The 26,959-nt window shown below is 40.5% G+C and carries 17 protein-coding genes; 10 read left to right on the top strand and 7 right to left on the bottom strand.

Annotated features, from left to right (window positions below):
• Positions 1-2 precede the first annotated feature (2 nt).
• The 6 genes from WDV75_RS09535 (at position 3) to WDV75_RS09560 (ending at position 13,053) form a co-directional block, all read left to right on the top strand.
• Entirely contained in the window at positions 3-5,516 is a 5,514-nt protein-coding gene (locus WDV75_RS09535) for an aminotransferase class III-fold pyridoxal phosphate-dependent enzyme (RefSeq protein ID WP_273559016.1), read from the top strand.
• Positions 5,513-6,763, top strand: a complete 1,251-nt coding sequence (locus WDV75_RS09540; protein ID WP_273559014.1) for an MFS transporter — start codon at positions 5,513-5,515, stop codon at positions 6,761-6,763. Before WDV75_RS09535 ends, WDV75_RS09540 begins: the two co-directional genes overlap by 4 nt.
• Before the next feature lies 1 nt (position 6,764).
• The gene (locus WDV75_RS09545) at positions 6,765-7,769 is read left to right on the top strand and encodes a ketopantoate reductase family protein (RefSeq protein WP_273559012.1); all 1,005 of its coding nucleotides are present in this window, start codon (positions 6,765-6,767) and stop codon (positions 7,767-7,769) included.
• Positions 7,769-8,989 (top strand): aromatic ring-hydroxylating oxygenase subunit alpha, encoded by a 1,221-nt coding sequence (locus tag WDV75_RS09550; protein WP_273559010.1) that lies wholly within the window; start codon positions 7,769-7,771, stop codon positions 8,987-8,989. Before WDV75_RS09545 ends, WDV75_RS09550 begins: the two co-directional genes overlap by 1 nt.
• Complete coding sequence (locus tag WDV75_RS09555; RefSeq protein WP_273559008.1) at positions 8,986-12,297, top strand: non-ribosomal peptide synthetase; 3,312 nt, start codon at positions 8,986-8,988, stop codon at positions 12,295-12,297. The genes WDV75_RS09550 and WDV75_RS09555 overlap by 4 nt, the downstream gene beginning before the upstream one ends.
• A gap of 66 nt (positions 12,298-12,363) precedes the next feature.
• Positions 12,364-13,053: a thioesterase II family protein gene (locus WDV75_RS09560; RefSeq protein ID WP_338861203.1), complete on the top strand. Its 690-nt coding sequence runs from the start codon at positions 12,364-12,366 to the stop codon at positions 13,051-13,053.
• A gap of 179 nt (positions 13,054-13,232) precedes the next feature.
• Here WDV75_RS09560 and znuB read toward each other — a convergent pair whose 3' ends face one another.
• Together znuB and znuC are read right to left on the bottom strand one after the other, a co-directional pair.
• On the bottom strand, positions 13,233-14,018 hold the full coding sequence (gene znuB / locus WDV75_RS09565) for a zinc ABC transporter permease subunit ZnuB (RefSeq protein WP_189759472.1): 786 nt from the start codon (positions 14,016-14,018) through the stop codon (positions 13,233-13,235).
• Positions 14,015-14,764: a zinc ABC transporter ATP-binding protein ZnuC gene (znuC, locus tag WDV75_RS09570; RefSeq protein ID WP_273559003.1), complete on the bottom strand. Its 750-nt coding sequence runs from the start codon at positions 14,762-14,764 to the stop codon at positions 14,015-14,017. The genes znuB and znuC overlap by 4 nt, the downstream gene beginning before the upstream one ends.
• 85 nt (positions 14,765-14,849) lie before the next feature.
• Between znuC and znuA the strand changes: the two genes are divergently transcribed.
• The 3 genes from znuA to lpxM all read left to right on the top strand — a co-directional run bounded on the left by znuA (position 14,850) and on the right by lpxM (position 18,244).
• Positions 14,850-15,809, top strand: coding sequence for a zinc ABC transporter substrate-binding protein ZnuA (gene znuA / locus WDV75_RS09575; protein WP_273559001.1), 960 nt, complete (start codon positions 14,850-14,852; stop codon positions 15,807-15,809).
• Positions 15,810-15,829: 20 nt separating this feature from the next.
• Positions 15,830-17,149, top strand: a complete 1,320-nt coding sequence (mepM, locus tag WDV75_RS09580; RefSeq protein ID WP_273558999.1) for a murein DD-endopeptidase MepM — start codon at positions 15,830-15,832, stop codon at positions 17,147-17,149.
• Positions 17,150-17,275: 126 nt separating this feature from the next.
• Positions 17,276-18,244, top strand: a complete 969-nt coding sequence (gene lpxM / locus WDV75_RS09585; RefSeq protein ID WP_189759468.1) for a lauroyl-Kdo(2)-lipid IV(A) myristoyltransferase — start codon at positions 17,276-17,278, stop codon at positions 18,242-18,244.
• Between the two features lie 104 nt (positions 18,245-18,348).
• On the opposite strand, the gene darE is transcribed toward lpxM, so the two are convergent.
• The 5 genes from darE to darA form a co-directional block, all read right to left on the bottom strand.
• Positions 18,349-19,638: a darobactin maturation radical SAM/SPASM protein DarE gene (darE, locus tag WDV75_RS09590; protein WP_273558997.1), complete on the bottom strand. Its 1,290-nt coding sequence runs from the start codon at positions 19,636-19,638 to the stop codon at positions 18,349-18,351.
• Positions 19,639-19,664: 26 nt separating this feature from the next.
• Positions 19,665-20,327, bottom strand: coding sequence for an ATP-binding cassette domain-containing protein (locus WDV75_RS09595; RefSeq protein ID WP_273558995.1), 663 nt, complete (start codon positions 20,325-20,327; stop codon positions 19,665-19,667).
• A gap of 1 nt (position 20,328) precedes the next feature.
• Complete coding sequence (locus tag WDV75_RS09600; RefSeq protein WP_273558993.1) at positions 20,329-21,459, bottom strand: efflux RND transporter periplasmic adaptor subunit; 1,131 nt, start codon at positions 21,457-21,459, stop codon at positions 20,329-20,331.
• 130 nt (positions 21,460-21,589) lie between these two features.
• Complete coding sequence (darB, locus tag WDV75_RS09605; protein ID WP_273558991.1) at positions 21,590-24,013, bottom strand: darobactin export ABC transporter permease subunit; 2,424 nt, start codon at positions 24,011-24,013, stop codon at positions 21,590-21,592.
• 259 nt (positions 24,014-24,272) lie between these two features.
• On the bottom strand, positions 24,273-24,449 hold the full coding sequence (darA, locus tag WDV75_RS09610; RefSeq protein WP_273558988.1) for a darobactin family peptide antibiotic: 177 nt from the start codon (positions 24,447-24,449) through the stop codon (positions 24,273-24,275).
• Between the two features lie 974 nt (positions 24,450-25,423).
• On the opposite strand from darA, the gene ltrA reads away from it, so the two are divergent.
• Positions 25,424-26,761 (top strand): group II intron reverse transcriptase/maturase, encoded by a 1,338-nt coding sequence (gene ltrA, locus WDV75_RS09615; protein ID WP_338803455.1) that lies wholly within the window; start codon positions 25,424-25,426, stop codon positions 26,759-26,761.
• Positions 26,762-26,959: the final 198 nt, after the last annotated feature.

Here is a 26,959-nt window from a genome sequence, read left to right on the forward strand (position 1 = left end):
TAATGACTCAATTGCCAAATGAAATTAAACACTCTCTGCAAAGTTGGTTACAGTCAGAATTAGCAAGTGAACATGTGCCTACCGATACTGACTTTTTGGCACTGGGTATTGAATCTCTCACATTGATTAGACTGAAAAACAATATTAAATCTCAATATGGTGTTGATATCGGTATTGGAAAGTTTTTTAAAGGATTATCGACTATTGATAAGGTCGCTAATTTTGTTAGCAAGCAGGCACAACCTGCCTCGGTTGATAACTTGAGCAATCAACCACAGACAGTATCTGTGCCGATACCGCCAATAGCAGAGCCGGAGGTACAAGCGCATGTTCTAACGCCTCCAACAATATCGTTATCACCCTCTGTATCTCCTTCGGCGATGATGTCTAACAAACAGATTGTTACTAGCCGCGAAAACCAGACTGTTATTAGCAATAACCCAGGCATGGAGATCAAACACGGCATTATGGCTGCCCAATTAAACGCCATGCAGCAATTATTCCAACAGCAGTTGGCAGTGTTGCAATATCTTGGGGGAGGAAGCGCTGTTCCGACGACTGGTGACCAGCCACCCGCCGCCGTTCAGCGACCAGATCCCACTTTAATTTCAGCATCAAGCAACCTTTCATCTAAAGAGAGTGTTGTTAGCGAGCCATTAGTGACATCTGGTGAAAAAGCCAAATTTACCTACAAACCCGTTGATATTGCCGAGCCTGTACAGTGTGATGCTGAAACGACGGCATTTATTCAGCATTACAACGCGAAAACCAGTGCATCAAAAGCGGCTATCCAGAAATATCGGAGGGTGCTCTGTGATAACCGCAACTCGATTCAGTTCAACAGTAAGCTCAAAGAATTGTGTTATCCGATTGTGGGAAAAACCGCAAAAGGAGCACATTTTACTGATCTGAACGGCAATGTCTTTATTGACATTGCGATGGGGTTTGGCGTCAACTTTTTTGGGCATAATCCTGATTTTATCCAACAGGCTTTACAAAAAAGGCTTCAACGTGGTTTTCATCTCGGGCCGCTTGATGAGTCTGGTATGGTTGTTGCGGATTTAATCGCTGAAATCACGGGTGTTGAGCGAGTGGCTTTCACTAATTCAGGCACCGAGGCCATTATGCTTGCCTGTCGCGTAGCCAGGGCTGCTAGCGGGAAAAGGAAGATCGTTATCTTCAATAATGCCTACCATGGTCACTATACGGAAATCCTCTTTATGGGAGGAATGAGAGAGGGAGAGATATTCCCTCAATCTAGCGGCATTCCTGAAGATTTGGGGCGGGATATAGTGATACTCAATTATGGCGAACAACAAAGCCTGGACTATATTACCGCTCACGGAAATGAAATTGCTATGGTCATGGTTGAACCCGTCCAATCGCGCAATATCAACCTACGGCCTAAATCTTTTATTCAGACGTTACGAAAAATCACGGCACAGCAGAATGTGGTATTGCTATTCGATGAAATCATTACTGGTTTTCGTTATCACCCAAAAGGGGCGCAACATTACTATCAGGTCAAGGCTGATTTGGTGACATATGGCAAAGTCATCGGGGGTGGTATGCCTATCGGTGTTTTGGCTGGCGATGCGGCAATAATGGATTACCTTGATGGTGGTTTCTGGCAATTTGGTGACGCGTCTTATCCACCCAATGAGACCACTTTTTTTGCCGGAACGTTTTGTAAACATCCGCTGGCGATGGCCGCAGCTGAGGCAACGTTATTACATATGAAAACGATGGGGTCTGCATTACAAACTGATTTGAATGACAGAACCTCAGGCTTTGTTGAGCGGCTCAATGCGTTGTTCACTACAGCAAATTGCGGTATAGAAGTTGCGAACTTTGGCTCATTATTCAAGTTCAGTCAGAAAAACACACACGAATTATTTTTCCATAACTTGTTAATGAATGGGGTTTATACTTGGGAAGGGCGTACCTGTTTCCTCTCTACAGCTCATGATGATAACGTGTTAAATGAATGTTTCGATGCTTTTGAAAAAACCATCGAGAAGATTTCTGCCAAACCCCGCTTGCTGAACGTACCTGTAGAATCAAAAGCGCCAGTGAACGTTGTCGTACCCGAATTTAAGATGCAGAAGAATTTGGCGATGTCCAGTTGGTACGATCCGGCGGCATCAAAATCTTACAATGAATTCGTTCAGTATGTGATCACTGATGGATTGCAGCTGCATCGTTTAAACAGCACTATTGAGTATTTGTTCAATCGTCACCAACAATTGCGCCAGGTTTTTTGTCCTGAAACCTTTAAAACGGTGACCGGCCAATTTGATCATCATGCCGCAATACGGACTGAACCGGCGATCATGGATTCACCAGAACAGTTTTTACAATGGCGGCAAAGTTGTCTGGATGAAGAGTTTGCGCTTGATCGTGGACCGATGTTTAGAGTGCATGTAGCACAGATTGATTTAGCTCTGCCATTATGGAGTGAAACACCTTTAGCACAACATGCACTTAACTATAGCCGTGTGGATATGATTTTTTTGGTCGCCCACCATGCTATTGTTGATGGTGTCTCTTTGGATGTATTAATTGATGAGCTGGTGGCTGTTTATCATGGCACCGGCGATTTGCCACCAGCCTGTCAGTATCATGATTATTTGGAGCGTCTGGCTGCATTCAAAAAGACCCCGGATTTTATTCACCAGAAATCATTTTGGCACAAGTACCTGTCTGGCTGGCAGAGGGATTTGGCAAATTTACCCGAACCGGCTCCTGTCGTGCTGACAGAAGAGGGGAATGTACTTGCGACGGGGGGATTTTATCTTGAGAAATTATCGGCTGACTTGACGGCTAAGATTTTGGCTTATGCGGCTGCACAGCGTGCGACTCCTTACATGCTGATGTATACCGTCTACTCTATTTTTTTGGGTACGGTACTCAAACAATCCCAATTTGTTATGTCTACTTCAGTATCCGGGCGTAACTTTGACAATTTCGACAATCTGGTGGGCTTGACGACGGCAATGTTGCCCGTTCGGGTAAATACTTGCAATGGTGAACAACGTTTCAGTGAGTATCTTGACCTTACTTGTGAACAATTGTTGGATATTTTTTCTAACCAGGATGTCACGATTGAAGATTTGACGGTGCAGAATTGTAGCCTGGGGCATCATTCGGAAATGGTAAACCGTTATCTTAATTACGACTTCAATTTCAGTCCCCGTAAACTTAAGCTTAATGAAAGTGGTAGTTGGTCTTTGTTACTGGATAACCCCAAACGCTACATTGTTGGTCAATTGTCTTTGGATGTATTTCAGAGCGAGCACGATCTGTATTTACATTGGGAATATGCAGCACAAGCCTACAACAAGGCGCAAATCAAAACGCTGTCAGGTAAACTGGTACAGTTACTGGATTATCTCATTAACTCTCCGGAGAGGGATACACTGACCCTGGCTGATATTGTCACTTATCTGAACTCGCTGGATACACCCTCTATTGCCATTGGGCCGTTGCGGAAGGATTTTCTGTACAAGGCACCAATCCATGCCTTGTTTGAACGGCAAGCCGCCGATGATCCACAGGCATGTGCATTAATCGATGCCAGTTTGAAAGAAGGACAGCGTCAGCTTTCATTTGCCGAATTGAACCGACAGGCAAATGCATTGGCACATCATTTGCTGCAACAAGGTTTACAGCCAGAAGAGCCTGTTTTTATCAGTGTACGTCGTGGGATACCCTTAGCCGTCTCGGTATTAGCAGTACTGAAAGCGGGGGGCGTGTACGTTCCTATTGATAAGAAGCTACCTCTTACCCAAGTCGAATTCTTGCTCTCAGAACTTACTCCGCGATTTGCCCTGCTCGATGGGGATTATGGAGGCTTAAATGATGGTAATGAGGTAAGAAACTCTGACCATATTTCGTTGCTGAAAACGCTATCTCATGTCCGGTATTTCAACTTTTACGATGAAGGGATGTTGCTGCGTCAATGTGGGGTTGCCTCGGGGGATACCGCGTTACTGCAAAATCCGGGAAAAGTAATACCTGCGGGGCAAACAGCCTATATTACCTGTACATCAGGAAGTACCCAAAATGCTAACAACGTGATGAACTCCCATGGGGCTATCGCCCATCACTGTTTGATGATGAAGGAATATCTAGCGATTTGTTCGGAAGATCGGATGCTTCAATTTACCGATTTGTGCTGGGATATTGTTCTTGAGGAACTTTTTCCTGTTTGGAGCGCAGGAGGCAGGGTTGTATTTTTCGGTGATACCCCGCCAAATACGTTTGCTGATTTCAACCAATTGCTGATTGAACAACAGATTACGTTGGCCGATTTACCGTCTACCTATTGGCAAGGATGGGTGGATAGTTTGGAAGATCCTGCCATAAATTACCCATCCCACTTACGGCGTATTTTAGTGGGAACTGAAAAAGTTGATCCACAGACGTTGAAAAAGTGGCAGAAATTTGTACCTGAAGGGGTAATTTTCTCCAATGCTTACGCCCAAACTGAAACCACTATTACCGCTACGGATTCAGTGATTACTAGGGATACACCGGTGGGAGAAACTGTGCCGCTTGGGAGGCCGCTCGCCAATACCGGATTTTATGTGCTGGATGAGTCAGGCAAACCAGTGCCACGCGGTGAGCCTGGTGAATTGTATATCGGTGGTCCGCTGGTATCTAAGGGATACTATGGCAATGACACTCTGACAGCCACCAGATATGTAGTTGATCCTTATATCCCTGCTGAAATTTGCAACCAGACAGCACCACTTATGTACAAAACCGGTGATTTGGTCAGCATGGATGAACAGGGATGTCTGTCTTTTCTTGGTCGAACAGATTTTCAGATCAAGGTACGAGGTTATCGCATTGAGCCAACCCAGCTGGAAAGTACCATTGGTCAGTGGGAAGAAATCGAACAAGTTGTACTGACGACAAACAGCGTGATTGATCCGACTATTCCTGTGGCAGAAACAAAATTGCTTTGTTATGTGAAAACCCAAGCCGACAAAGCGGTACAAAGAGAATTAAGTGAACGGATCCGGCAGTTCATCAACTGTAATTTTGCTCATTATATGCAACCACATCGCATTATCTATCTGGCTGAATTCCCTAAAACCGCTAACGGCAAAGTTTCGATAAAGCAGTTCCCTTTGCCGGAACGAACTGTACCCAATGACCCTTTACAGTATCTTAACAGTGCGGCGGGGCGTTTGCTGATGACTCATCTTAGGCAACGTGAACTGGATATGGGCGAAAGTTTCGTGGCGTCGGGCGGGGATTCGTTAACCGCGATCAAGATCTTATCTGCATTGCAAAAAGAGCATGGAGTCACTCTTAAGTTGCCGGAGTTTATGGCTTGTCCAACATTGGCTAGCCTGATCGAATGGATAGATTCAGCATTGGTTGTGAACAAAGAAGAGGTTGTATCACAAACATTCGTGCCGGATAGCCATAAGCAGATAGCAGGGCGAAAAGAAAAACCTGTATTACAGGCTCGTCGTCGTAACAAAAAGGGAATTGTTGGATGAAGGGCATACATGGATTTTATCCGCTCTGGATTGGCATCGCGGTGTCGATATTTGGTAGTGAATTGACGGAATTTGCTTTCGGGTTATGGCTGCTTCAGAAACAAATGTCAGTCATGGCTTATACGAATATGTATTTAGTATTAGTGCTTCCGGCCTTTTTACTGATGCCGTTAGTGGGCTATGTGATTGATCACTACGATAAACGCAAGGTGCTGCTACTCACTGAAGGGATTGCGGGTTTGGCCTTGGCAATTGTGCTCTTGTGCAATCATTTTGGCTATATCAATTCCATCGTAGTCTATCTGTATATCGCCCTGACCAGCGTGCTGACCGCGTTGCAGATTGACTGTTACAGCACTCTGGTTTTTCGGCTGGTTCCACAATCTTCATTAAATCGGGCAAATGCATTGGGCAGTCTTAGCGATTCATTGCCACAAATGCTTGCTCCGGTTGTTGGTGCGTTTCTGTTTTCTCACTATGGCCTGGGTATGGTGCTGACGGTTGATCTTCTAACCTTTATGGTAAGTGCGTTCGCCGCAGGGTTATTGTTCAGGGTGAAGTCTGTACAGTTTCTGCCGCACGATGATGGCACATTATCTAAGTTGAACTGGAAAGCCATTTTTCCTGATATGGAATGTGTTCGTTTGGTTAAGGCATCGCCAGAAATGACTTATATGATCGGGTATACCTTTTTTAAGTCAATTTTGGTTGGTGGAACGCTAATCACGATTGTTCCTTATTTTACCACCTATTTTTCTGTCGCAGATGCAGGCTACATGATGTCTGTCGGCGGAGTTTCTATGGTGATAGTCAGCCTGATGTCGGCATGGAAGCCCTCTATATTGCGATATATGCCATTGCTGTTATTGGAGTTTTTATTTGCGATTGGTTTTTTGATATTGACGCAGATAAAAAATGTTTACGTCTTAGGGGCTTGTATTGCTATCAGCTTTATCACGATGCGAATAAGCATTATTAAAATGCAAACGTTATGGCAAACCATTGTGCCGAAAATCTATCACGGTCGTGTTTTTGCCTTACGTAATCTGGTTAAGACATTCAGTAGCTTCATTATTTATCTTATCACTGGGATTGTCTTGGAAATATTACTGGCTCAAGAGGGAGGGTGGGCGATTTGGGGGCAAAGTAACCCGATGGATCTTTATTTTATTGGGATCACCCTTCTGATATTACCTCCCTTGCTTATCACGACACAAAAACTGTTATTAGCGATAGGGGGGAAATAATATGCTGAAGATAGGCATTATCGGTACAGGCGCGGTTGCATGTTATTTGGCTCATCAATGCAAGAAACAAGGATGTCAGGTTTTTTTATTATCTTCACGAGGAATAAGGAACCAGACATTACCTATCAGTCACATACAACTCAGTGATGATACAAATCATAAGCAGGCAATCAGCAAGGATCTCGGCAGTATCGTTATTGATGGTCATTTCACTGATTATGCAGATTTTCTGTCTAAAGATTTTGATCAATTGTATGTGTGCAGCAAGACGGTATCCAATCAACATATTTGCCAGCAATTATCGCGCAATAAACATCGGCTCCGTAGCCCTGTGGTCATATTCCAAAATGGTTTTACCACAGAACAAACCTTTATTGATGAGGCATTAGGTGTCACGGTCATCCGTGGTGTACTCAACTTTTCGGTGACTTTGCATAGCAAACAAAACCTGAGATTGATGTTTCTTAAAACCAGCTATCTTGGATGCATTGAACTCACTGAACAGGCAGAAGCGGATATTTTGGCGGTTTTGGATTTACTCAACCGAGTCGGCATTCCCTTCGAAGGTTGTGAAGATATCGGACATAAAGCGTTTGCCAAAAACACGCTCAATGCGGCGGCCTCTGTGTGCGGATTAGTCCGTATCGGCGTATATACAGCGATGCGTAATTATGCTTCCCGATCTGTTATTCAGTCGATTATTGACGAGTGTGCTGCCATTGGCGAAAAAACCGGATATGTCAAAGATAGCGAAAGTTTCCGGCGTCAGTCCGTGGGGTATTTAATGTCAATTCCCGATTTTAATTCTTCTTTGGTATTGGATGTGATCAATGGCCGGGAAACAGAGGCAGATACCTTACTGGCTTCCTTGGTCAAACTTAGCCAACGAATAGACATTGCCACGCCAAATCTGAATTTTGTTTATCGTTATTTCGATTTTTATAACACATATATAACCCAATCCCAGACATTCACGAAAACGATCCTGGTCGAAGGAGATGCCTAATGAGTAATAATACTACAATCGATACTACAGTCATGTTACCTGAAGGTGGTGAAGGTGTTCTGAATAACGTATTTTCTCCTTATGCTGATTATTTTATCGACATGATCGACCAGCGTCACTCTCATATTGCGATTGAACCGGTTGGAATATATGAGAGCCAAATTAAACATTATGTTTGCCAGGATTATTTCAATTACGAACAAAAAGAACTGTGGAAAAGTATTCCCCAGTTTATAGCGCCCATTCAATCATTGGAAAAAGTAGGGGATTTTATTACAGTCGATTATCAGGGGCGTGTTCCGATGATCGTGAGTAAAGTCGATGATAATCGTTGTGCTGTATTTGAAAATGTCTGTCCTCATCGGGGAGCCAGACTTGAACATCATAAGGAAGGGTGCAAAAAAGCTTTTGTTTGCCCTTATCATAGTTGGTCATTCAGTCATCAAGGCCATCTGATAGCTGCTCGTTGGCGAGAAGCTTTCCCTGAAATACCCGATCAATATCGTTCACTTAATGCAATTGATACGCTACAAAAGTTTAGTATGTTGTGGCAAATGCCAGGTGAATCTATGCCTGACTTTTCGCTGGAACATTGGTTTTCTGCCATTGATGATCAAATTTCCGCTATCGGCTTTGAACAGCACCAATTGTTGAATTCCCGTGAAAGGATGATTAAAGCTAACTGGAAATTACTGATTGAAAATTTTATTGAATATTATCATGTCCAGTCTCTGCACCGAAACAGCCTAGCTCCCACATTAAATGGCCAGCTTTATTCATTGGATTCTTTTGCCCAGCATGGACGGATTTTGACCCCACTGAAAAATTTGGCTCAGGTTCGTCGACAAACACCACATAAGACACGTCGGGAGATGGTAGCCACTTATTTGCTGTTCCCCAATGTGATTATCGGGGTACAGCCTTATCATGTTTTTGTCTCTTTTTATCATCCTGTGTCGGTAAACCAAACCTGGTCGAAGACGTTCAACTTTATCCATAAAGCAGATGAGGCGATAAGCGAGGTATGCCAACTGGATGTGGAATATCTGGCAGAAGCCCTTGAAGAAGATTACGAGGCGATTGAGCAAGTCCAAAGAAATCTGGAAGTATGCACCGCGCCGAGTCTGCTGTATGGCGAAGCGGAATCCCTTATTGTGCAGTTGCATCGCAATTTGGCAGCCATTTTGAACCAAAGTGGTAAGGGAGCAAACAAGGTATGAGTGAGATAAGAGATCTGGATCGTGCTGATTTTGAGATTGATGAAGTGCCGGTCTCTGCTGGTCAGCAAGATTTGTGGTTGGCAGAACAATTAACTGCAAAACAGCTTTACATCGTACCCGTAACCTACGAATTAGTTGGCTCATTAGATCAGGATAAATTGCTGGATGCGATTGCCCAGACGGTACAAAACAGTGAAGCTTTCCGTACCGCATTTGTCGAAAGCGATCAGGGATTGGTTCAGCATATCTACCCTGAGATTGAATTACCCGTTACTGTGATAGATCTATCTAGGCAAGGCATAGCATCAGATAATGATGAGCGCCTGCAACAGGCATTAATGCACTGTCAGCATAATTTGGAAACCCCATTTACTTTGGAAAAACCCGGCTTGGCACGTTTTTTATTGATCAAGTTAGGAGAGCAAAGCCACATTTTGCATTTTTGCCTCCATCACCTGATTTGCGACAATGATTCAGTGGCATTGATTCTTAATAATATTGCGACAGTGTATGCGGGAGGTTCGTTACCGAGCGGTGATACTGATCGCCTTGAATACGCTGAATTTGCCAGCTGGCAGGATGAATTGCTGCGCGGTGATTATCTGGCTAATGATGAAGAATATTGGTTGACAGAACTTGAAGGAGTAGATGGGCGCTTGGAACTGGCTATTGGTAATCCTGTTCCATCGAAAAGTGAGCAAGGTGGTATGATCCGGTGCCAGCTAGCCCCTTCTTTAGTTACCTCCTTCAATGATTGTGCCGCTACTTTGGGTATTTCACCAGCACTGGGTTATTTTACCCTATACGCTTCTCTTTTGTATCGGCTGACGGGACAGCAAGCCATAGTGTTTGGGGTACCGGCTTCTTTGCGAGATGATCAGCGTTTGGAGAAAACGATAGGTTATTTTATTAATGTGTTGCCGATTAAAGTGATATTCCATCCGCAAATCAGTTTTGCTGATATTGCAGCCCAGCTTAGTCGCCAGCTCTACAATGGCATTGAACACCAGCAATTGCCTTACAGCCATATTGTACGTTGTGTCAGCCATGCCCAGCAAATCCCGCAGTCCCCCTTATTCAATGTGATGTACAACTATTTTGTTGGTCAGGGAGATTGGGTATTGCCCGGAACCCGATCTCATCAACATGAGTTGATACCCGTTGGGGGAAAATTCCCATTGACGTTGTTTGTGGTTAATCACGCTGATACCGTAGAGTTAAGTTTTGAATATCAATACGCACATGTTGCCGCAGATTATGCTGAAGTATTAAGCGACAGTTATCAGCAATTGTGTACGGCGATGGTTTTTGATGTTGATCAGGAAGTGTTGGCGCAACCTTTGTTGAATGAAACTGATTATCAACGTCAAGTCCTGGCATTCAACCAGACTGACACTGTCTTCCAAGATGATTTTTGTCATCATTTTTTCCGTCAATTGGACGCTGAACCTGAGCTAACGGCGGTTGAATATTGGGACGAATCGCGAACTGGACGACTCAGTTATAAAAAACTGTACCACTTAAGCCAATGGGTAGCTGACGAATTACGCAGTCATATTATTTCAGGTTCATCACGGCAGGCTAAGGTGGTTATTTTCTCTGGCGCCACCCCCTTGTCCCTAGCCACGATTGTTGCTTGCTTGATTGAAGGTATTGTATGGATACCGGTAGATAGCCAATTACCCCTCAACCGTCTGTTGCTGATTGTTCAAGATGCCATCCCCGATGCCATAGTGATAGAAGATAAGATCGCGGGCAAAAATGCATCTTTATTGGCGGCAATGGAGCGTTTCGATATACCCGTTATTGAGTTAAACAGCGAATGGGAAATAAGAGATGATAATAATCATATAGGCTGCATCCCTTTGATTCCTCGTTGGAAACTCATTGCAGAAAATGATTGCCTTTGCTACATGATTTATACCTCCGGTACGACAGGGAAGCCAAAAGGTGTCGAAATTTATCGCAAGGGCCTTAACAACTATCTCAATTGGACAACACAGGCTTATATGCCGCCAGGTACATCTGATTTGGGGGGATTAGGTGTGCCAGTGACCACTTCCTTCGGGTTTGATGCCACTATTACGAGTTTGCTTCTGCCATTAATTGCGCGAGGATACGTCATCCTTTTTTCTGCGCAGGCCAGCCAAAATGCGGCATTATTGCGCTTATTTGAGCTAAATCAGCCTTTAGGATTGATGAAAACGACGCCTTCACAATTGGAGCATTTAGCATTAAGCATGGGGCAGAAGCAGACTCCGCTGGATGTTAAGGTCATAGTGATCGGGGGTGAGCAAATGAGTCGTGCTCATTTGGGCTATCTCAAAACAATCGCGCCAGAAAGTAGGTGTTTTAATGAATATGGACCGACAGAGACTGTCGTTGGTTGTTGCGTAGAACGGTTGAATATCGCTGCTGAATCGAACCAACATTATCATGGCGTGTTACCGATAGGTTCTCCCATAGCTAATACACAGATGTATGTGTTGAATGAAAGAGGTTGCCATCAACCCTCTGGCGTGATTGGTGAATTATGTATTGGTGGGGAGGGAGTAGCTAAAGGATATTGGCAACGCCCGGATTTAACAGCCGCTGCATTCATTGCCGATCCATTCTCAAAAGTTAATGGGAAATGGCTTTACCGAACTGGCGATCTGGCTTGTTTTACCATGGATAATAAACTCTTATGTCTGGGGCGAAAGGATAATCAGATCAAGCTTCGTGGTTACAGGATTGAACCGGAAGAAATTGAGTCGTGGATTAAGCAGGTGCCGGATATTGATAAGGCTGTGGTCGTGATTGAAAAACAGCTCCATGAACGGCTTTGTGGCTACCTGGTTGCATCTTCACGGTTTACGGGAAGTGCGCAAGAACTTATTGATAAGGTCAAACAGTATCTGCAAGGCCAATTGCCGGATTACATGATCCCAACACAATGGCGGGTAATTGAAGCCATTCCTTATACAATTAACAATAAGATCGATACTGCTGCATTATTGGCATTAGGGGGGAACCAAATCTCTTCTGATGCAGAGGAGCATCTGGAACATGACTTGGATTCTGATATAGCAAAACAAGTCTTGAGCCATTTTAGCGAGGCGCTAAATCGCCATATTGTTTCGCTAGAGGATAATTTCTTTCAACTAGGGGGAGATTCTCTGATGGCAGTACACCTGCTGGCAAAAATCAACGTACATTTCGCTATTGAGGTAAAACTCAAGACGTTCTATCAACAGGCATCCCTGAAAAATTTGATTACGTTGGTAGAAGAAAGGATCCGTCATGGTAATAGACATATTGGCAAGTGATTTGAGGAGTGTAGTTTGGAAAATAATAAGTTGTTTATTATACCAAAACCGATCAGTAGTCCGAGGTTGAGACTCTTTTGCTTTCCATATGCGGGGGGATCTGCGAGAACTTATCTTGATTGGGCAGCGTATTTTAATGATGATATTGAGATAGTGGCAGTTCAACCGCCAGGGCGGGCAACTCGAATTGGTGAAACCTTGTATGAAGATTTGCCTTCTCTGGTCGATGAGTTAATCGCTCATGCTGCATTTATTACGCAGATCCCTTATGTATTTATTGGACATAGCCTGGGATGCCGTGTGGCATTTGAACTTGCTTGTCAATTGCAATCCCGTGCTTATCCCATTCCTGTCCACTTCTTTGCGTCAGGGTGTCCAGCTCCACATTTGAAGGATAATAATCCTTATACTCATAACTTGCCTCGTGACCAATTTATCCGTGAGCTACAAAAAATGAATGGCGCCACTGATGAGATATTGTTAAATGATGAACTTATGGATATATTGCTGCCGGTTTTAAGGGCTGATTTCAAGATGGCTGAAACCTATCAGCCAGCACGATTCGTCCTAAAAAGCCCAGTAACTGTTTTAAGTGGTGATTCCGATCCTGACGTTAAACCAATTGAACTTTATGCCTGGTCAGAATTATCCAGCGAAGATTTAACGATACAATATATTCAGGGAGATCATTTTTTTATTGATCAAAATAGAAGGCGGGTTATAGAGGTTATGTTGTCTGCATTATCACCAATGTGACACCTTGCCTATCGGAAAGGGTTATAACTTACCTAAATATAACCCTTGTTATACGCATCAAACTTCAAGTTGCAATTTACAACACGCTATGAAGCTCGATATCTCCCCGCTTCGCGGGGAGATATCATATGCATCTTGAAGTGAGATTGGTATAGTTGTATTTGAATTGTCGCTAAAAATCAGTTTCTTGCCTTGAACGTTAAGCTCAAGGCAAATAACACTGCCGAACAAAGTACAACGGAAGGTCCTGCCGGTGTGTTATAAAATGCCGATAATGTTAACCCTCCCGTAACAGAAAGCATACCGACAATAATTGCAAAAACGGCCATTTGTTCAGGTGTGCGGGAGAAACGACGGGAGGTAGCGGCAGGGATAATCAGCAGGGAGGTGATAATTAATGCCCCAACGAATTTCATTGCCAGCCCAATAGTTAATGCTGTCACTAACATGAGTAAAATACGCAGACGTTGAATTTTAATGCCATCAACAAAGGCCAAATCTTGGCTAACTGTTATTGATAGCAGGGCGCGCCATTGCCATGTCAGTAATCCAGTAACAATCGCGACACCGGCCGCAATGAGCCAGAGATCTTCGTAAGTTACGGACAATAAATCGCCAAACAAATAAGCCATTAGATCGACCCTGACACTGGTCATAAAACTCACGACGACTAAGCCCAGCGATAAGGCACTGTGAGCCAGAATGCCTAATAAGGTATCAACTGCCAATTGCGGGCGCTTTTCCAGCCAAACCAAAATAGTGGCTAAGATAAGTGTTACTGCAATCACCGCATAAAATGGGTTCACATTCAGTAAGAAACCAAATGCAACACCAAGCAGTGATGCGTGTGCCAGTGTATCACCAAAATAGGACATTCTGCGCCAAACGACAAAAGAACCAAGAGGCCCCGCGGCAATTGCCAAAAAAATACCGGCGAGCCAGCCGGGAAGTAATAATTCAATCATCGGCGTGATTCCCCTACATTTTTCAAAATAACTTTCCCTCTAAGATCATGATGATGATTGTGGTGATGGCGGTAAACTGCCAGTTGTTCTGCACCATGATGTCCAAACATTGCAATAAACTCTGGGTGCATTGACACCACTTCTGGTGTGCCAGAACAACAAATGTGCTGATTGAGGCATAAAACCTCGTCTGTTTTCGCCATGACTAAGTGCAGGTCATGGGATACCATCAGTACAGCGCAATTAAGCTCTGTTCTGATTTGGTTGATTAAGTCATAAAGCGCCAGTTGGCCATTGACATCCACGCCTTGTGTTGGTTCATCAAGAACTAAAAGCTGGGGATGGTTCAGCAAAGCCCTGGCGAGTAATACCCGCTGAGTTTCTCCACCAGACAGCTTTTGCATGGGTTGCTCCAATAAGTGAGCAGCCTTGACCCGATTTAATACCGGCATGATATCTGCGGGTTTCACATTGGGCCTTAACAGCATAAAACGCTTTACAGTCAGGGGCAGAGTGGGATCAAGGTTAAGTTTTTGCGGAACATAACCAATTCTTAATGTGGGGTTCTGTTCAATCGTGCCCGAAGTGGGTTGGACTAAACCAAGAACGACGCGAACCAGAGTTGATTTTCCTGCACCGTTTGGGCCGATCAGGGTCAGAATTTTCCCTTGCTTGAGATTGAATGAAATATTATTTAATACCTTGCGGTTACCAAATTCAACCGTAATATTTTTTAGGGTAATCATAGTTGGCGAGTCAAAAGTGTCTTGCGGAATTATTGGAATGTTATAATATAACAAAATTCAATTTTCTGCATGGAATATTCATATTATGTTACACAACTCACAGAAATACGCGCATAAGTTTTTTCATAACATCGCATTAGCGACTACGTTAGTGGCAGGAATGAATGGCTCTGCGCAAGCCGATGTTGTTGCATCCATTCGGCCATTGGGTTTTATTGCAGCTGCCATTGCTGATGGTGTAACAAAGACTCAAGTGCTTCTGCCCGATGGCGCTTCTCCACATGATTATGCGTTACGGCCTCGGGATGTACAGAAAATTAATCAAGCCGATTTGGTTGTTTGGATTGGTCCAGATATGGAAACCTTTTTGGCGAAACCCATAGCTAAAATTGAACGGAATAAACAACTGTCACTGGCTGAATTATCGACGATTAAGCCACTATTATTGAAAAATAGTGAAGATAGTCATGAACCGGATGCTGAATCATATCAGCATAAACATGAGGAAGATCACGAACATCATCATCACGGTGAATATAATATGCATATTTGGCTTTCTCCAGAGATTGCGGAAAAAGCCGCTCAGGCAATATATGATCAGCTTATTGAGCAATATCCTCAACAAAAACAGCAATTAGAAGTAAACCTACGTAAATTCAATGGACAGCTTGCACAAACTGATAAGAATATTACTCATGTTTTAAAGTCCGTACAAAAACAGGGTTATTTTGTTTTTCATGACGCGTATGGTTATTTTGAAAAACACTACCAATTGGCTCCGCTAGGTGTTTTTACGGTCAATCCTGAAATACAACCTGGTGCGCAAAGGTTACACAAAATACGAACACAATTGGTTGAGCAGAAAGCAAGGTGTATTTTTGCTGAACCTCAATTCAAGCCAGCCGTTATTCATGCCGTAGCAAAAGGTACTGATGTACGTATTGGAATACTTGATCCTTTAGGGAGTGGTATCGTATTGGATAAAGATAGCTATATGAAATTTATAACTCAGCTATCAAAACAATACGCGAGCTGCCTGAATTAGTATAGTAAGGAATTTTATTAGTGCAGCAGATAGCTAAAACTATCGTTCTGGTATACAACAACCTGCCCAAACCACACAAGATCATGCTTGGATCTCTCACGCTGGTCACTCTGGCTATCGCGATATGGCGGCCTGTTGTTTACCATGAACGAGAAGAACAGACAGGTAGTATTATTCTCAGTACCCCCAATCGCATTCCAGAAGCAACGGATGATGATGTCGCTGGGGATGCTAATGAACAACTCCCCAATGAGGGCATTGGGGATGATGATGGCAGTTCTGTTGATACGGCAGTAAATGTTCCGCACCAATATGTTGTCTCCAGTGGTGATACCCTGAGTTCGATTTTAACTCAGTTCGGAATTGATTCCTCTGATGTTGCTTTGTTAGCAAATCAATATAAGTCATTGCGTAATTTAGGTATTGGTCAGTCATTATCGTGGACTACTGATGATAATGGGAGTTTAAAAACGCTGACTTGGAATATATCACGGCGCGAAACTCGCGTTTATACTCGCGAAGGAGATACTTTTAACCAAACGCAAGAGTTCCAGAAGGGAGAATGGAAAAACAGTGTCATCAAAGGTACAGTTGATGGCAGTTTCAATAGTAGTGCTCTGGTGGCTGGATTAACAAGCAGTGAAGCTAGAGAAGTGACAAAAGCGTTGCAATGGCAGATAGATTTCCGCAAATTGCGTAAAGGTGATCGTTTTTCTGTGTTGATGTCCCGTGAAATGCTTGATGGGAAAAGTGAACAAAGCCAATTGTTAGGTGTTCGCTTACAAAGTGGTGGCAACGATTATTATGCCTTCCGGGCCGATGATGGTCGTTTTTACGACAGCAATGCTTCCGGGCTTGAGCGTGGCTTCTTGCGCTTCCCCACAACTAAACAGTTCAGAGTATCTTCTTCTTTCAATCCACATCGCTTAAATCCGGTAACTGGCAGAATTACAGCGCATAAAGGGGTTGATTTTGCTATGCCAGTAGGAACTCCGGTTCTGGCGGTAGGTGATGGTGAAGTCGTTGTCGCCAAATTTGATGGGGCAGCCGGTAATTTCATTGCTATTCGGCACGGTCGTCAATATACAACTCGATACATGCATTTGAGGAAAATACTGGTAAAACCGGGTCAGAAAGTGAAACGGGGAGAACGTATTGCGCTATCAGGGAATACGGGACGCTCAACAGGTCCACACTTGCACTTTGAATTCTGGAATAACCAGAGGCCGGTTAACCCGCTCACGGCAAAATTACCGCGCGCTGGTGGGCTGAGTGGTAAAGAGCGTACAGAGTATGTAGCAATGGTTCAAGAGACTAAGCCTCAATTGTTGCTAGATTAAGTGTATCAACTTCCTATTATTGACAGAGATAAAAGCGGATGATTACTATCATCCGCTTTTATCTTATTTTTTGTTGTAAACTTGCGCCTTAAGAGTAAATATTGGGATCATCAGAGTTGTTAGCTCATGAATAAAGAAAAAGATACAGATAGTAAATTGGGATATGTCCCTCGGTTTCATCGAGCTTATTTACATCCTCGTTATTGGGGGCTTTGGGCTGGCGTGGGTATATTGGCAGGATTGTCTTATGTCCCTGTAAAATGGCGTGATCCACTCTTGGCCAAGATAGGTGTTTTGGCGGGAAGAAAAGCGAAAAGTGCTCGCCGCAGGGCAAAAATCAATTTAATTTACTGCTTTCCTGAGTTAACGGAACAACAGCACGAAGAGCTGATTGATCGCATGTTTGCTACCGCCCCTCAATCGTTTGTTATGCTGGCGGAGCTTTGTCTCAGGGGAGCAAAATCAACCCTTGAACGAACCCAATGGCATGGCGAAGACACTATTCAAGCCTTAAAAGCACAAGGTAAGAATGTGATTTTTATGGTTCCACATGGTTGGTCTGTTGATATTCCCGCGATGTTGTTGGCTGCACGTGGACAAAAAATGTCAGCTATGTTTCACCACCAAAGCAATCCCGTGGCTGATTACTTATGGAACAAGGCGCGTTGTCACTTTAGTGGTCGTTTGCATTCCCGTGATGCAGGGATTAAACCCTTTATCTCTACAGTGCGTGAAGGTTTTTGGGGATATTATTTACCTGATCAGGATCATGGCGAAGAGCACAGCGAATTTGTCGATTTTTTTGCCACTTATAAGGCGACTTTGCCTGCACTTGGACGCTTAATGAAAGTTTGTCGCGCGGCCATTGTTCCGTTATTTCCGGTTTATAATTACCAAACTCATCAGCTGGACATTTATATCCGTCCACCCATGGAAGATATTGCAGGACAGGATGATGCTTATATTGCTCGTCGGATGAATGAGGAATTGGAAGAGTTGGTGAAGCCGAATCCTGAACAATACACTTGGATCTTAAAATTGCTTAAGACGCGCAAAGCAGGGGATATTGAGCCTTATAAAAGGGAGGACTTGTGATTGGAAAAACGACATGTAAACATTGATTTTACCTTATGAATTAGCTTATCCCCCTAATCAATAATTACCTTTTAATTAGGGGGAGGTGCTAAGGTAACACTAAATTATCCTGCCATAACCTGTTCTATCGTTTTCAACAAGTTACCGGTTCCACAGCATGAATTATTATAATTTGGGTTATGTTTTCTATTAATGACCCTATCATGAGGACAGCCACCATTACATATGAAGAACCATTTACATTGATGCATTTTTTCATATGATTCTTTTTCTTCTATAAGGTGGTTTTTATTAGTATTGGAGTTTTTTAGGAGATATCCTAAATCATTATCTATTATTGAACCGTAATTATTCCCTTTTGCGCCAACATATTTGTCACATGCAGATATGGTACCATTGGGTTCTAGGGTAATAATTTCTTGGGAACAATTTCCAGCCCAATAGCAATCGGAGATCTTTTTCTGGGAATATTTTATGCTATTAATAAAGCCGTCAAATAAACGAATATTTATTTTGTCTCTATAATTACCCCACCAAATACGGAAAACTTTAGAAAGGAAATTAATATAATCATGGTAATTGATATAACTTCCTCCCGGATCATCACCAGGTTTAAGCCTGTTATCCGGGACAATATTTAGGAATTCAATATCAGTTAAATCTATTTCATGAAAATAAGAGAGCATTTTTTCTATATTTGATTCGTAAACATCCCTATCAACAACGATAAGTGCGCCATATGGTATTCCATATTGGCGTAGCTTTTTCATTCCGGCTGCAACTCTCTGAGAGGTTGGCCTTCCCCTGTAATCTAATCTTCTACTGTCATGTATTTCAGGGATACCATCAACACTAATGCCCACACTCATGCCAATGCCTTTTAGGAATAACAGCCAATCTTCAGGAATGTTTACCGCATTAGTTTGCACAGTATTTGTTATAATCTGGCCTGGCTTCTTAAATTGTTGTTGCAACCATATCAGCTTCTTGAAGTAACTCACATTTAGCAATGTTACCTCACCACCGTGCCAAACGAACTCGAATCTTTTTATATTTGGAATAGAGAGAAAGCGATGGAGAGATCTCATTAAGTTAAAAAAAGTTAATGTATTCCCTTTTCCTTCAGCCCATGAGTGACAGTAAGTACACCTTAAGTTGCAGAGCCTGGTTGCTTTTATAACGACAACTAGCTTAGTTGCGCTAATTTTTTCTGGACTAAAATGTATGCTTTTTTCCTTTTTATATAAATCAAATTCTTCGTTATTTAGTATATTTTCTGCAGGAATTTCACCAATAATTCTGGCAGCTAATTGCTTGTAATTAACTTTTTGAGTCCCTGCGGAAGAAGGGGGGGAGGTCAGATCCAAAAATTTTATAGGAATTATTGTATCCATATATAATTTCTCTTTAGTTATTAATATCAAGTCATTAAATGACCGTCCTTCATAATTAGTATTCTGTCAGAGAATTTAGCTGCTTCTGAAGAATGGGTAACCATTAAAATTGTGGTGCCATTTTTATTTAACTCTTTCAGTGAGGATAATATAATTTCCCCATTAGCACTGTCCAAATTACCCGTTGGTTCATCGGCTAATAATATAGCAGGGTTGGATATCATTGCCCTGGCAATTGCAACACGTTGTTGTTGACCTCCTGATAATTGTATTGGTTTATGATTTTCTCTATTTTTCAGGCCAAATTTATGTATTGAATCAAAAACTTTTTCTTTTCTTTGTGATTTTTTGTATCCCCTATATTTTAGTGGTAGCTCGATATTCTCAAATACAGTTAGATTTGGTAACAGGTTGAATGATTGAAAAATATACCCAATAAGTTCACGGCGTAATGAAATTTTATGGGAATATTTCATATTGGAAATGTTTTTATCGTTAATTGTTATTTGCCCATGTTCGAAGGTTTCAAACATGCCTATAACATTCAGTAAGGTTGATTTACCAGAACCTGATGATCCCATAATAGAAACAAATTCACCTTTATCTATATTCAGATTTATGTCACTCAAAACATTAGTTTGGATAAATTTTGTCTTATATGTTTTGCAGACATTTACGATGTTAATCATATTATTCAATCCTTACTGTATTGTTCTTAACAAAATTGCTTTTGCCAAAACTGACTATTACCTGATTTTCAGAGATACCATCTTTGATTTCTGTATTAATCCCATCATCAGAACCGATAGAAACTAATGTGCGTTGGGCTGATTTTTGGTTTTTATCCAGAATGAAAACATAGTATTTATTGTCTAGATAAAATATCATAGATGAAGGGACAGAAAATATCGATCTGTTTTCGGACAGATTTACCGCGATATCAACAGATTGTCCTCGTTTGAAATTAAAGTTTTTTTGGGTTTTAAATACAAACCTGACCTTGAAAGTGCCGTTATTAACTTCAGATGAAATTAGCTTTACCGATAAAGGTATTTTATTATTGTTATAAATTAAGTTTGCAGGAGAGGTATAGGTTATTTTATCCAGGTAATATTCATTAATTTCTGATTCGAAATAGAAACTGGATAAATCGTCAATGACAGCTATTTGCTCCCCTGGTTTTAGTCTCTGGCCTAAAATTAAATTTAATGAGCTGATGTTACCAGAGATTGTTGATTTTATTGAAAGTTGTTCAAAGCCGTTTTCAATGATTTCAGAAAGCTTTTTTTGTTTTTTTACAGCATCATTAATTTCTTTTAGTTGCTGTTTTATGTTTTTATCCTGTTCGTATTTTAATTTTTTATAAAATTGATAAACATTACTCCAGTGATCCATCTTAATTTTTAAATCACGCAAAACTTCTTTAGAAACATAATCTCTGTTTGTAATGTTATTGTATCTTTCGAGTTTATTCTTAATGGTTTTTAATTCCTTAGTGGCGTCTAAAAATTTATCATTTATATCTCTGTAATCTGATTGTAAATTAGTTTTTATATTTATCAAGTTATTCAATTTATCTGTAACGTCAGCTAACATAACTGAGTTATTCAAGGTGAAATTAAAGTTAGATAGCTTTACTATTTCTTCATTTTTTAATATATTTTGTGAGGGTTTTTTTATAATTTCGCTAACAATTCCACCTATTTCTGTTGAAATAGATACGCTATTATCAGGAACGACAACAGCTCTTATCTTCAAGGAATCATTGCTTGTTTTCCTGAGTACTTCAAATTGTGTTATCTCTCTCTTTCCTACAGTCACTTCTTTTGCAGAAAAGGTATAATATAAAATGAAAATGATAAATAAAATAAAAAGTATCAGAAACAAAAGAATTATTGATTTTTCTTTATTATGTATGCTTTTTTTTCAATCTTTATATCCATTATTCATCTCACAAGAATTTAGCAGAAGATAATTTCTTATAGTTTATTAAATATACTGCAATAAGAATAATAATAGTAAATATCATGGTTGCTGACAAAGCTAATGTGCTATAAACAAAAGTATTTGCATAAGAAATGTTATATTCTTTGATTAAGTAATTTAACAGGGGCTTTCCTGATAAGTATGCTATAAATATTGATGCAATGATAGGAAGAATACTCTTTGATAAAAAATGGATTAAGTTAGTGTAAATAGATCCTCCAATAGATTCCATAATGCTAAATTCTTTTTTCATACCATTAAAGTCAGTCATGCTGGTAGTGAAACAAGAGAGCATTAACAGGACAATAGAAAAAATAGCTGTAGTGGAAGTAAGTTTAATTAATTTCCAATAGTTATTATAATAAGCGTCAAATAATTGGCTGGTTAAATCAATATCATTCTTGCTAAAACCATGTTTTAACAAATTATCAAATATAACAGGTGTGTTTTTTATATTGTTAACATTAAATGAAATGTATTTGTTGTCACCTTTTTTAATGAAAATCACTATGGGTCTAAATGGTTCATCAATGGCAGCTAAGTTAAAGTTTTCTATAACCTGAATAAACCTGATCTGTATTTTATTATTCCCTTGCATATACCAATAATAGTTATTAAATATGTCGTCAAATTTAGTAATGCCGTTTTGTGTCAAAAATTCTTTTGTAACAATAGCATTGACTGTATTTTTATCATTGCTCTGATATATATGATTATTCTCTCCTGCAATTGTCCTTATTTTCCAGACATTAGTAAAATTTTCATCCGCAGTGATCACATTTGAGTAAATATATTTATTGCTGATTTTTTGCCCTGAATGGTAAATGGTAATGTTTTCTCTTGACATATCAAATGGACGCCAACTGCTAAATGTTGATGATGATATAATTTTATTTTTGGTAAGTTCATCACCCAGTTTATTAATGGTCAATTTTTTGTTATTATCATTGTTTATATCTATTGATAGTGTATTCGTGTTATCGTACGGAATGTGTAATTCCATTAATTGGATGTATTGACTGACTAATCCTGTAACCAGGTAAATTGAGATGCCGGCAACAAATAATTGAATAGCTAGGGAGGTTTTTTTGAACCAAGAGAAGAATATGGATTCATATCTCATATCCATTTTTCTGTTTCTTTGATAAAAATAAAATCTTAGTAAAAATGAAAGGTTTATTAATGAAGTTATTATAAATGAAAGAAAAATAGAAAAAATTGCCAGAAAAATCAATTGGTGTGTATCGAGTATATCGAGTATATCGAGTATATCGAGTATATCGAGTATATCGAGTATATCGAGTATATCGAGTATATTGAGTACATTCCTAATGTATGCAGAATAATGGATTATACATATACTTAAAAACAAAAATATTATGATAGAACATATGGATTTTATCAGGATTTTTGGAAAAGTGTCATAAATGATGTTTAATGTTGATGCACCTAATGCCTTTTTTAATTGGTAAATATCTCTTTTCTCAGATGAGTAAGAAGAAATTAAGCTATAGTAATTGGTAATTGCCGCGAATAATATAAATGCAAGGGCAGCATATGAACTATAGATAACTTCTTTTGATAACCCCGTGGATATTTCATCAGGCAAGCCATCTTGATAATGAATATCTTTCATTTTTTTTAGAGTAAGATGTATAAAATCGGTCGCCGTGAATGGTGCTCCTGGGAGATTAGTGGCTTTAGTTGCAATGATATTATTAAGGGAATTATCCTGGTTTTCTTTTTGAATTTTATTCGTTAGCTTAATAAATAAATAGGCGTGAGTATCATACCAATTGAATTTTTCAATATTATAATTTTGCATTAAATTTGGATTAAACAAAATAATAGCATTTATATCTAAGCTATTGTTATTGCGTTTTTCTAATAAATCTTTAATGATATAGGTTTGATTGTTTAATATGATTGACTTTCCTTCTGGTTTTTGTAAATGAAGATACTGGTCATTAAATTTTTTGGTTATGAATATTTCATTTTCTTTTAAGAAAACGCCTTCCTTTTTAAAAGGTGACAAAGTATGTAAAAAATCACTACTGACAGCAATTATTGGTACTTTTGGTATTCTCTTTTCATCTTTTTCTAATGTCATATTAATTTTGAAAAAATAATCAATTTTCTTAACTTGGGAATCTTTTTGGATTTCTTCAATCAATGGCAAAGGAGACTTTGCAGATCTCACTTTCTCCCCATTAGGTAAGTTAAAAGTTGTTTCAACACGGTAAAGATTATCGTTATTATTATCGATATGGTAATCGGAATAAAAAAAAGTAGAGAATAAATAAACCGCTAACATCATAACGGATGTTGAAAGTATTAATAAAACCATGCTGGCATACTTCATTGCGTTTGATTTATTATCTACATTCATGTTTTTCTATTTTTCCTATTTGTGTTATTTTTCTATTTAAGTAACATCATTACCTGATGGAAATAACTTACTTTCCTATTTGTATAGCACATTATTTTTATTATGGCAAATTTCCGGTTTTATTGATTGTTTTACTTATTCAAACTTTTAAATCTGGTGTTTTAAAAAATCAATAATAACAATTCGTTATTATTGATTTTTGAGTTGTTTTAGGTGATATCAATAGGGTAATCATTTGTGATTACCCTGGTTTTTTTATTTATAGTTCCTGAAATCCTTTAGACCAATTCCAGGCGCTAATTTCTGGGATTGTTGGATTTTCTTTGAGATCATCCAAAGATTTTTGGCTGATAGATAGATCTGTTCCTTTAAATGATGTAGCCAGAAAACTTAATGCTTCTTGATTTCTGTTCATTTCATTTGATGTATTAATCATAATAATCTCCATTTTGGGATTAGAGAGGGTTTATATATCTTAATACTCATGGAAAAAATTTATTCCATATGGATAGTGTTGATATCAACGACTAATTAATAATGTTTTATTCCCCCCCCCTGTCAATACTAATTTTATTTATTGTTATTTGTCGAATTTTATCATAAAAATAAAGTTGGTATTGGGGTGATATATACCAGCCTAACTTCAAGATGCGTGTGATTTCTCCCCGCGAAGCGGGGAGAAATCAGGTTTCATATCGTATCGTAAATTGCAACTTGAAGTTTAATGCGTATAGTATAAGTCGTTTATTGTGAAATTAATTTTGGACGCTTGTTTCATTAAATAAATTTTTTCTAATCGTTATTGTAGGTTTTATTTAATATAATTAGAGGGATGATATACCAATCTGAGCGGTTCGCTAAGCTGCTCAGTGTCTTGCAGGTGAAAGTCCTGCCGCAGTAGTTGGTTGATTTGACTGCGTAGCTATGGCGTACGTGTGGATGGTGACTGAAACACGGGAGCAACGCCGGATAAACGTGACCCCTGACCCAGACTGTGGGTGCGCGCAAGTATGCAGCCCGTAACGCAAGTGAACCTGAACAAGCCTCGTAAATTTCAGCCATACCGTTATGCTGGGAGAGTGTGGTGTAGGGTGATCCTGCCGAGCCTTTAGAATGGGGGCGAAGGCCAGTGAATCATGATGGATTAACAACCATATGAAGTCATGACAGGGATCCGGGGTATTGAGGATGGGATGCATGTATAGCACTGAGTGGAACGAACGAGACCTCTCCCTGTCGTAGTCTAACCCACTGCGTAATCAAAGATATAAGGTAACCGCTGAAATTCTGAGAGATGCAGGATAGAGGAGTCGGAGGAGGTCATAGTACTGTTGATGGTAGGGACAACATAACCTGACCGTAGGGAAGGACCTCTACTTCTGTCATGCCTGTTGTTACAGGAGGTACTACGTGATTGCGAAAGCTCTAAACACGGCATTTGAAAAGGTACGAGTACTGCAACGCAAGCTATACCTGGCAGCCAAGGCGGATCCAAAACGTAAATTTGGTGTTCTGTATGACAAGGTATGTAGTGGTCGTGTGCTTGTTATGGCATGGACGCAGGTTAAAGCCAATAAAGGTTCTTCAGGAATTGACAGGTTAACAATCGATAAGATTGAAACTGAAATTGGTGTAGGTAACTTTCTGCAAGACATCCAGAAGAAGCTAGTTCAAAAGAAGTACTCTCCTCAACCGGTGCGTAGGGTTTACATTCCTAAACCGGATGGAAAGGAAAGACCACTGGGCATACCTGTTATTGAAGATCGTGTAGTTCAGGCAGCAGTAAAGATAGTCATAGAACCGCTTTTCGAAGCGAGTTTTAAAGATTTTTCATATGGCTTTCGGCCTCGCAGAAATGCGCAGCAGGCGCTGAGAGAAATCTATAAGTGGCTAAATTTTAAATGTTACTGGGTGGTAGATGCTGATTTGAAGTCTTATTTTGACACTATCCCCCATGATAAATTGTTGTTATCGGTGAGAACCAGAGTCATAGATCGCTCAGTTGTGAAACTGATTGAAATGTGGCTGAAAGCTGGAGTAATGGAAGAGGGAAACCTGAAAGCGGGGATAGCAGGAACTCCACAAGGAGGCGTGATATCTCCACTACTGGCTAATCTTTACCTGCACTGGCTGGATCATATCTGGGAAAAAGAGGGATTCAATCAGCGTGAGCATGACGCTCATCTTGTTCGTTATGCCGATGACTTTGTCATTTTGTGTAAGAAAGCACCGAGGTTTTATCTGGCTCAAGCCTGTAAGGTACTTGATCGGCTTGGATTGACGCTAAATACCGAAAAGACGAAAGTCGTTCATGCAATAAAGTCACCGTTTGACTTTCTGGGGCACAGGTTTGCAGTGCAGCCGTCCAAAAGGGATGGAAAATTGAGAACCTATTACTACCCCTCACCAGAAGCGATGAAAAGAGTAAAGCGAAAGATTCGTGAAGTGACACGAAAAGGTCAGCATCGGGATCTTCCGGAGCTAATCAGAACAGAAATAAACCCAATCCTTAGAGGGTGGGGTAATTATTTCAAGACGTGCAACTCCCGGATGCATTTCAAAAGCATCGCAAATTACACGATATGGACACTCTGTATTATGTTGAGGAAGAAGCACAAGAAGCGAACTAAAGGATGGAGGGACCATCCGCCGAGCTGGTTCTACAAGTATCACGGGTTATTTAAGTTGTATAGTCTGTCGATAAACGGAAACGAAGTCAGTCGGTATGCTCGCCTTGTAACGTCGTAATGCAGCAGGAAGAAGACAGTCGGAAAGCCGTGTGCGGGAAAACCGCACGCACGGTTTGACGAGGGGCCGCTGGGGAGATGACATCAAACTTGAGGCCTACTCTACAACTTCAAGATGCGTGTGATTTCTTCCCGCGAAGCGGGAAGAAATCAGGTTTCATATCGTATCGTAAATTGCAACTTGAAATTTAATGCGTAT

The sequence above is a fragment of the Xenorhabdus griffiniae genome (assembly GCF_037265215.1).
In the GTDB taxonomy this organism is placed as follows: Bacteria; Pseudomonadota; Gammaproteobacteria; order Enterobacterales; family Enterobacteriaceae; genus Xenorhabdus; species Xenorhabdus griffiniae.

Coding starts and splice junctions, on each gene's coding strand:
- WDV75_RS09535 (WP_273559016.1), top strand. CDS start 3: ATGACTCAATTGCCAAATGAAATTAAACACTCTCTGCAAAGTTGGTTA.
- WDV75_RS09540 (WP_273559014.1), top strand. CDS start 5,513: ATGAAGGGCATACATGGATTTTATCCGCTCTGGATTGGCATCGCGGTG.
- WDV75_RS09545 (WP_273559012.1), top strand. CDS start 6,765: ATGCTGAAGATAGGCATTATCGGTACAGGCGCGGTTGCATGTTATTTG.
- WDV75_RS09550 (WP_273559010.1), top strand. CDS start 7,769: ATGAGTAATAATACTACAATCGATACTACAGTCATGTTACCTGAAGGT.
- WDV75_RS09555 (WP_273559008.1), top strand. CDS start 8,986: ATGAGTGAGATAAGAGATCTGGATCGTGCTGATTTTGAGATTGATGAA.
- znuB (WP_189759472.1), bottom strand. CDS start 14,018: ATGATTGAATTATTACTTCCCGGCTGGCTCGCCGGTATTTTTTTGGCA.
- znuC (WP_273559003.1), bottom strand. CDS start 14,764: ATGATTACCCTAAAAAATATTACGGTTGAATTTGGTAACCGCAAGGTA.
- znuA (WP_273559001.1), top strand. CDS start 14,850: ATGTTACACAACTCACAGAAATACGCGCATAAGTTTTTTCATAACATC.
- lpxM (WP_189759468.1), top strand. CDS start 17,276: ATGAATAAAGAAAAAGATACAGATAGTAAATTGGGATATGTCCCTCGG.
- darE (WP_273558997.1), bottom strand. CDS start 19,638: ATGGATACAATAATTCCTATAAAATTTTTGGATCTGACCTCCCCCCCT.
- WDV75_RS09595 (WP_273558995.1), bottom strand. CDS start 20,327: ATGATTAACATCGTAAATGTCTGCAAAACATATAAGACAAAATTTATC.
- darB (WP_273558991.1), bottom strand. CDS start 24,013: ATGAATGTAGATAATAAATCAAACGCAATGAAGTATGCCAGCATGGTT.
- darA (WP_273558988.1), bottom strand. CDS start 24,449: ATGATTAATACATCAAATGAAATGAACAGAAATCAAGAAGCATTAAGT.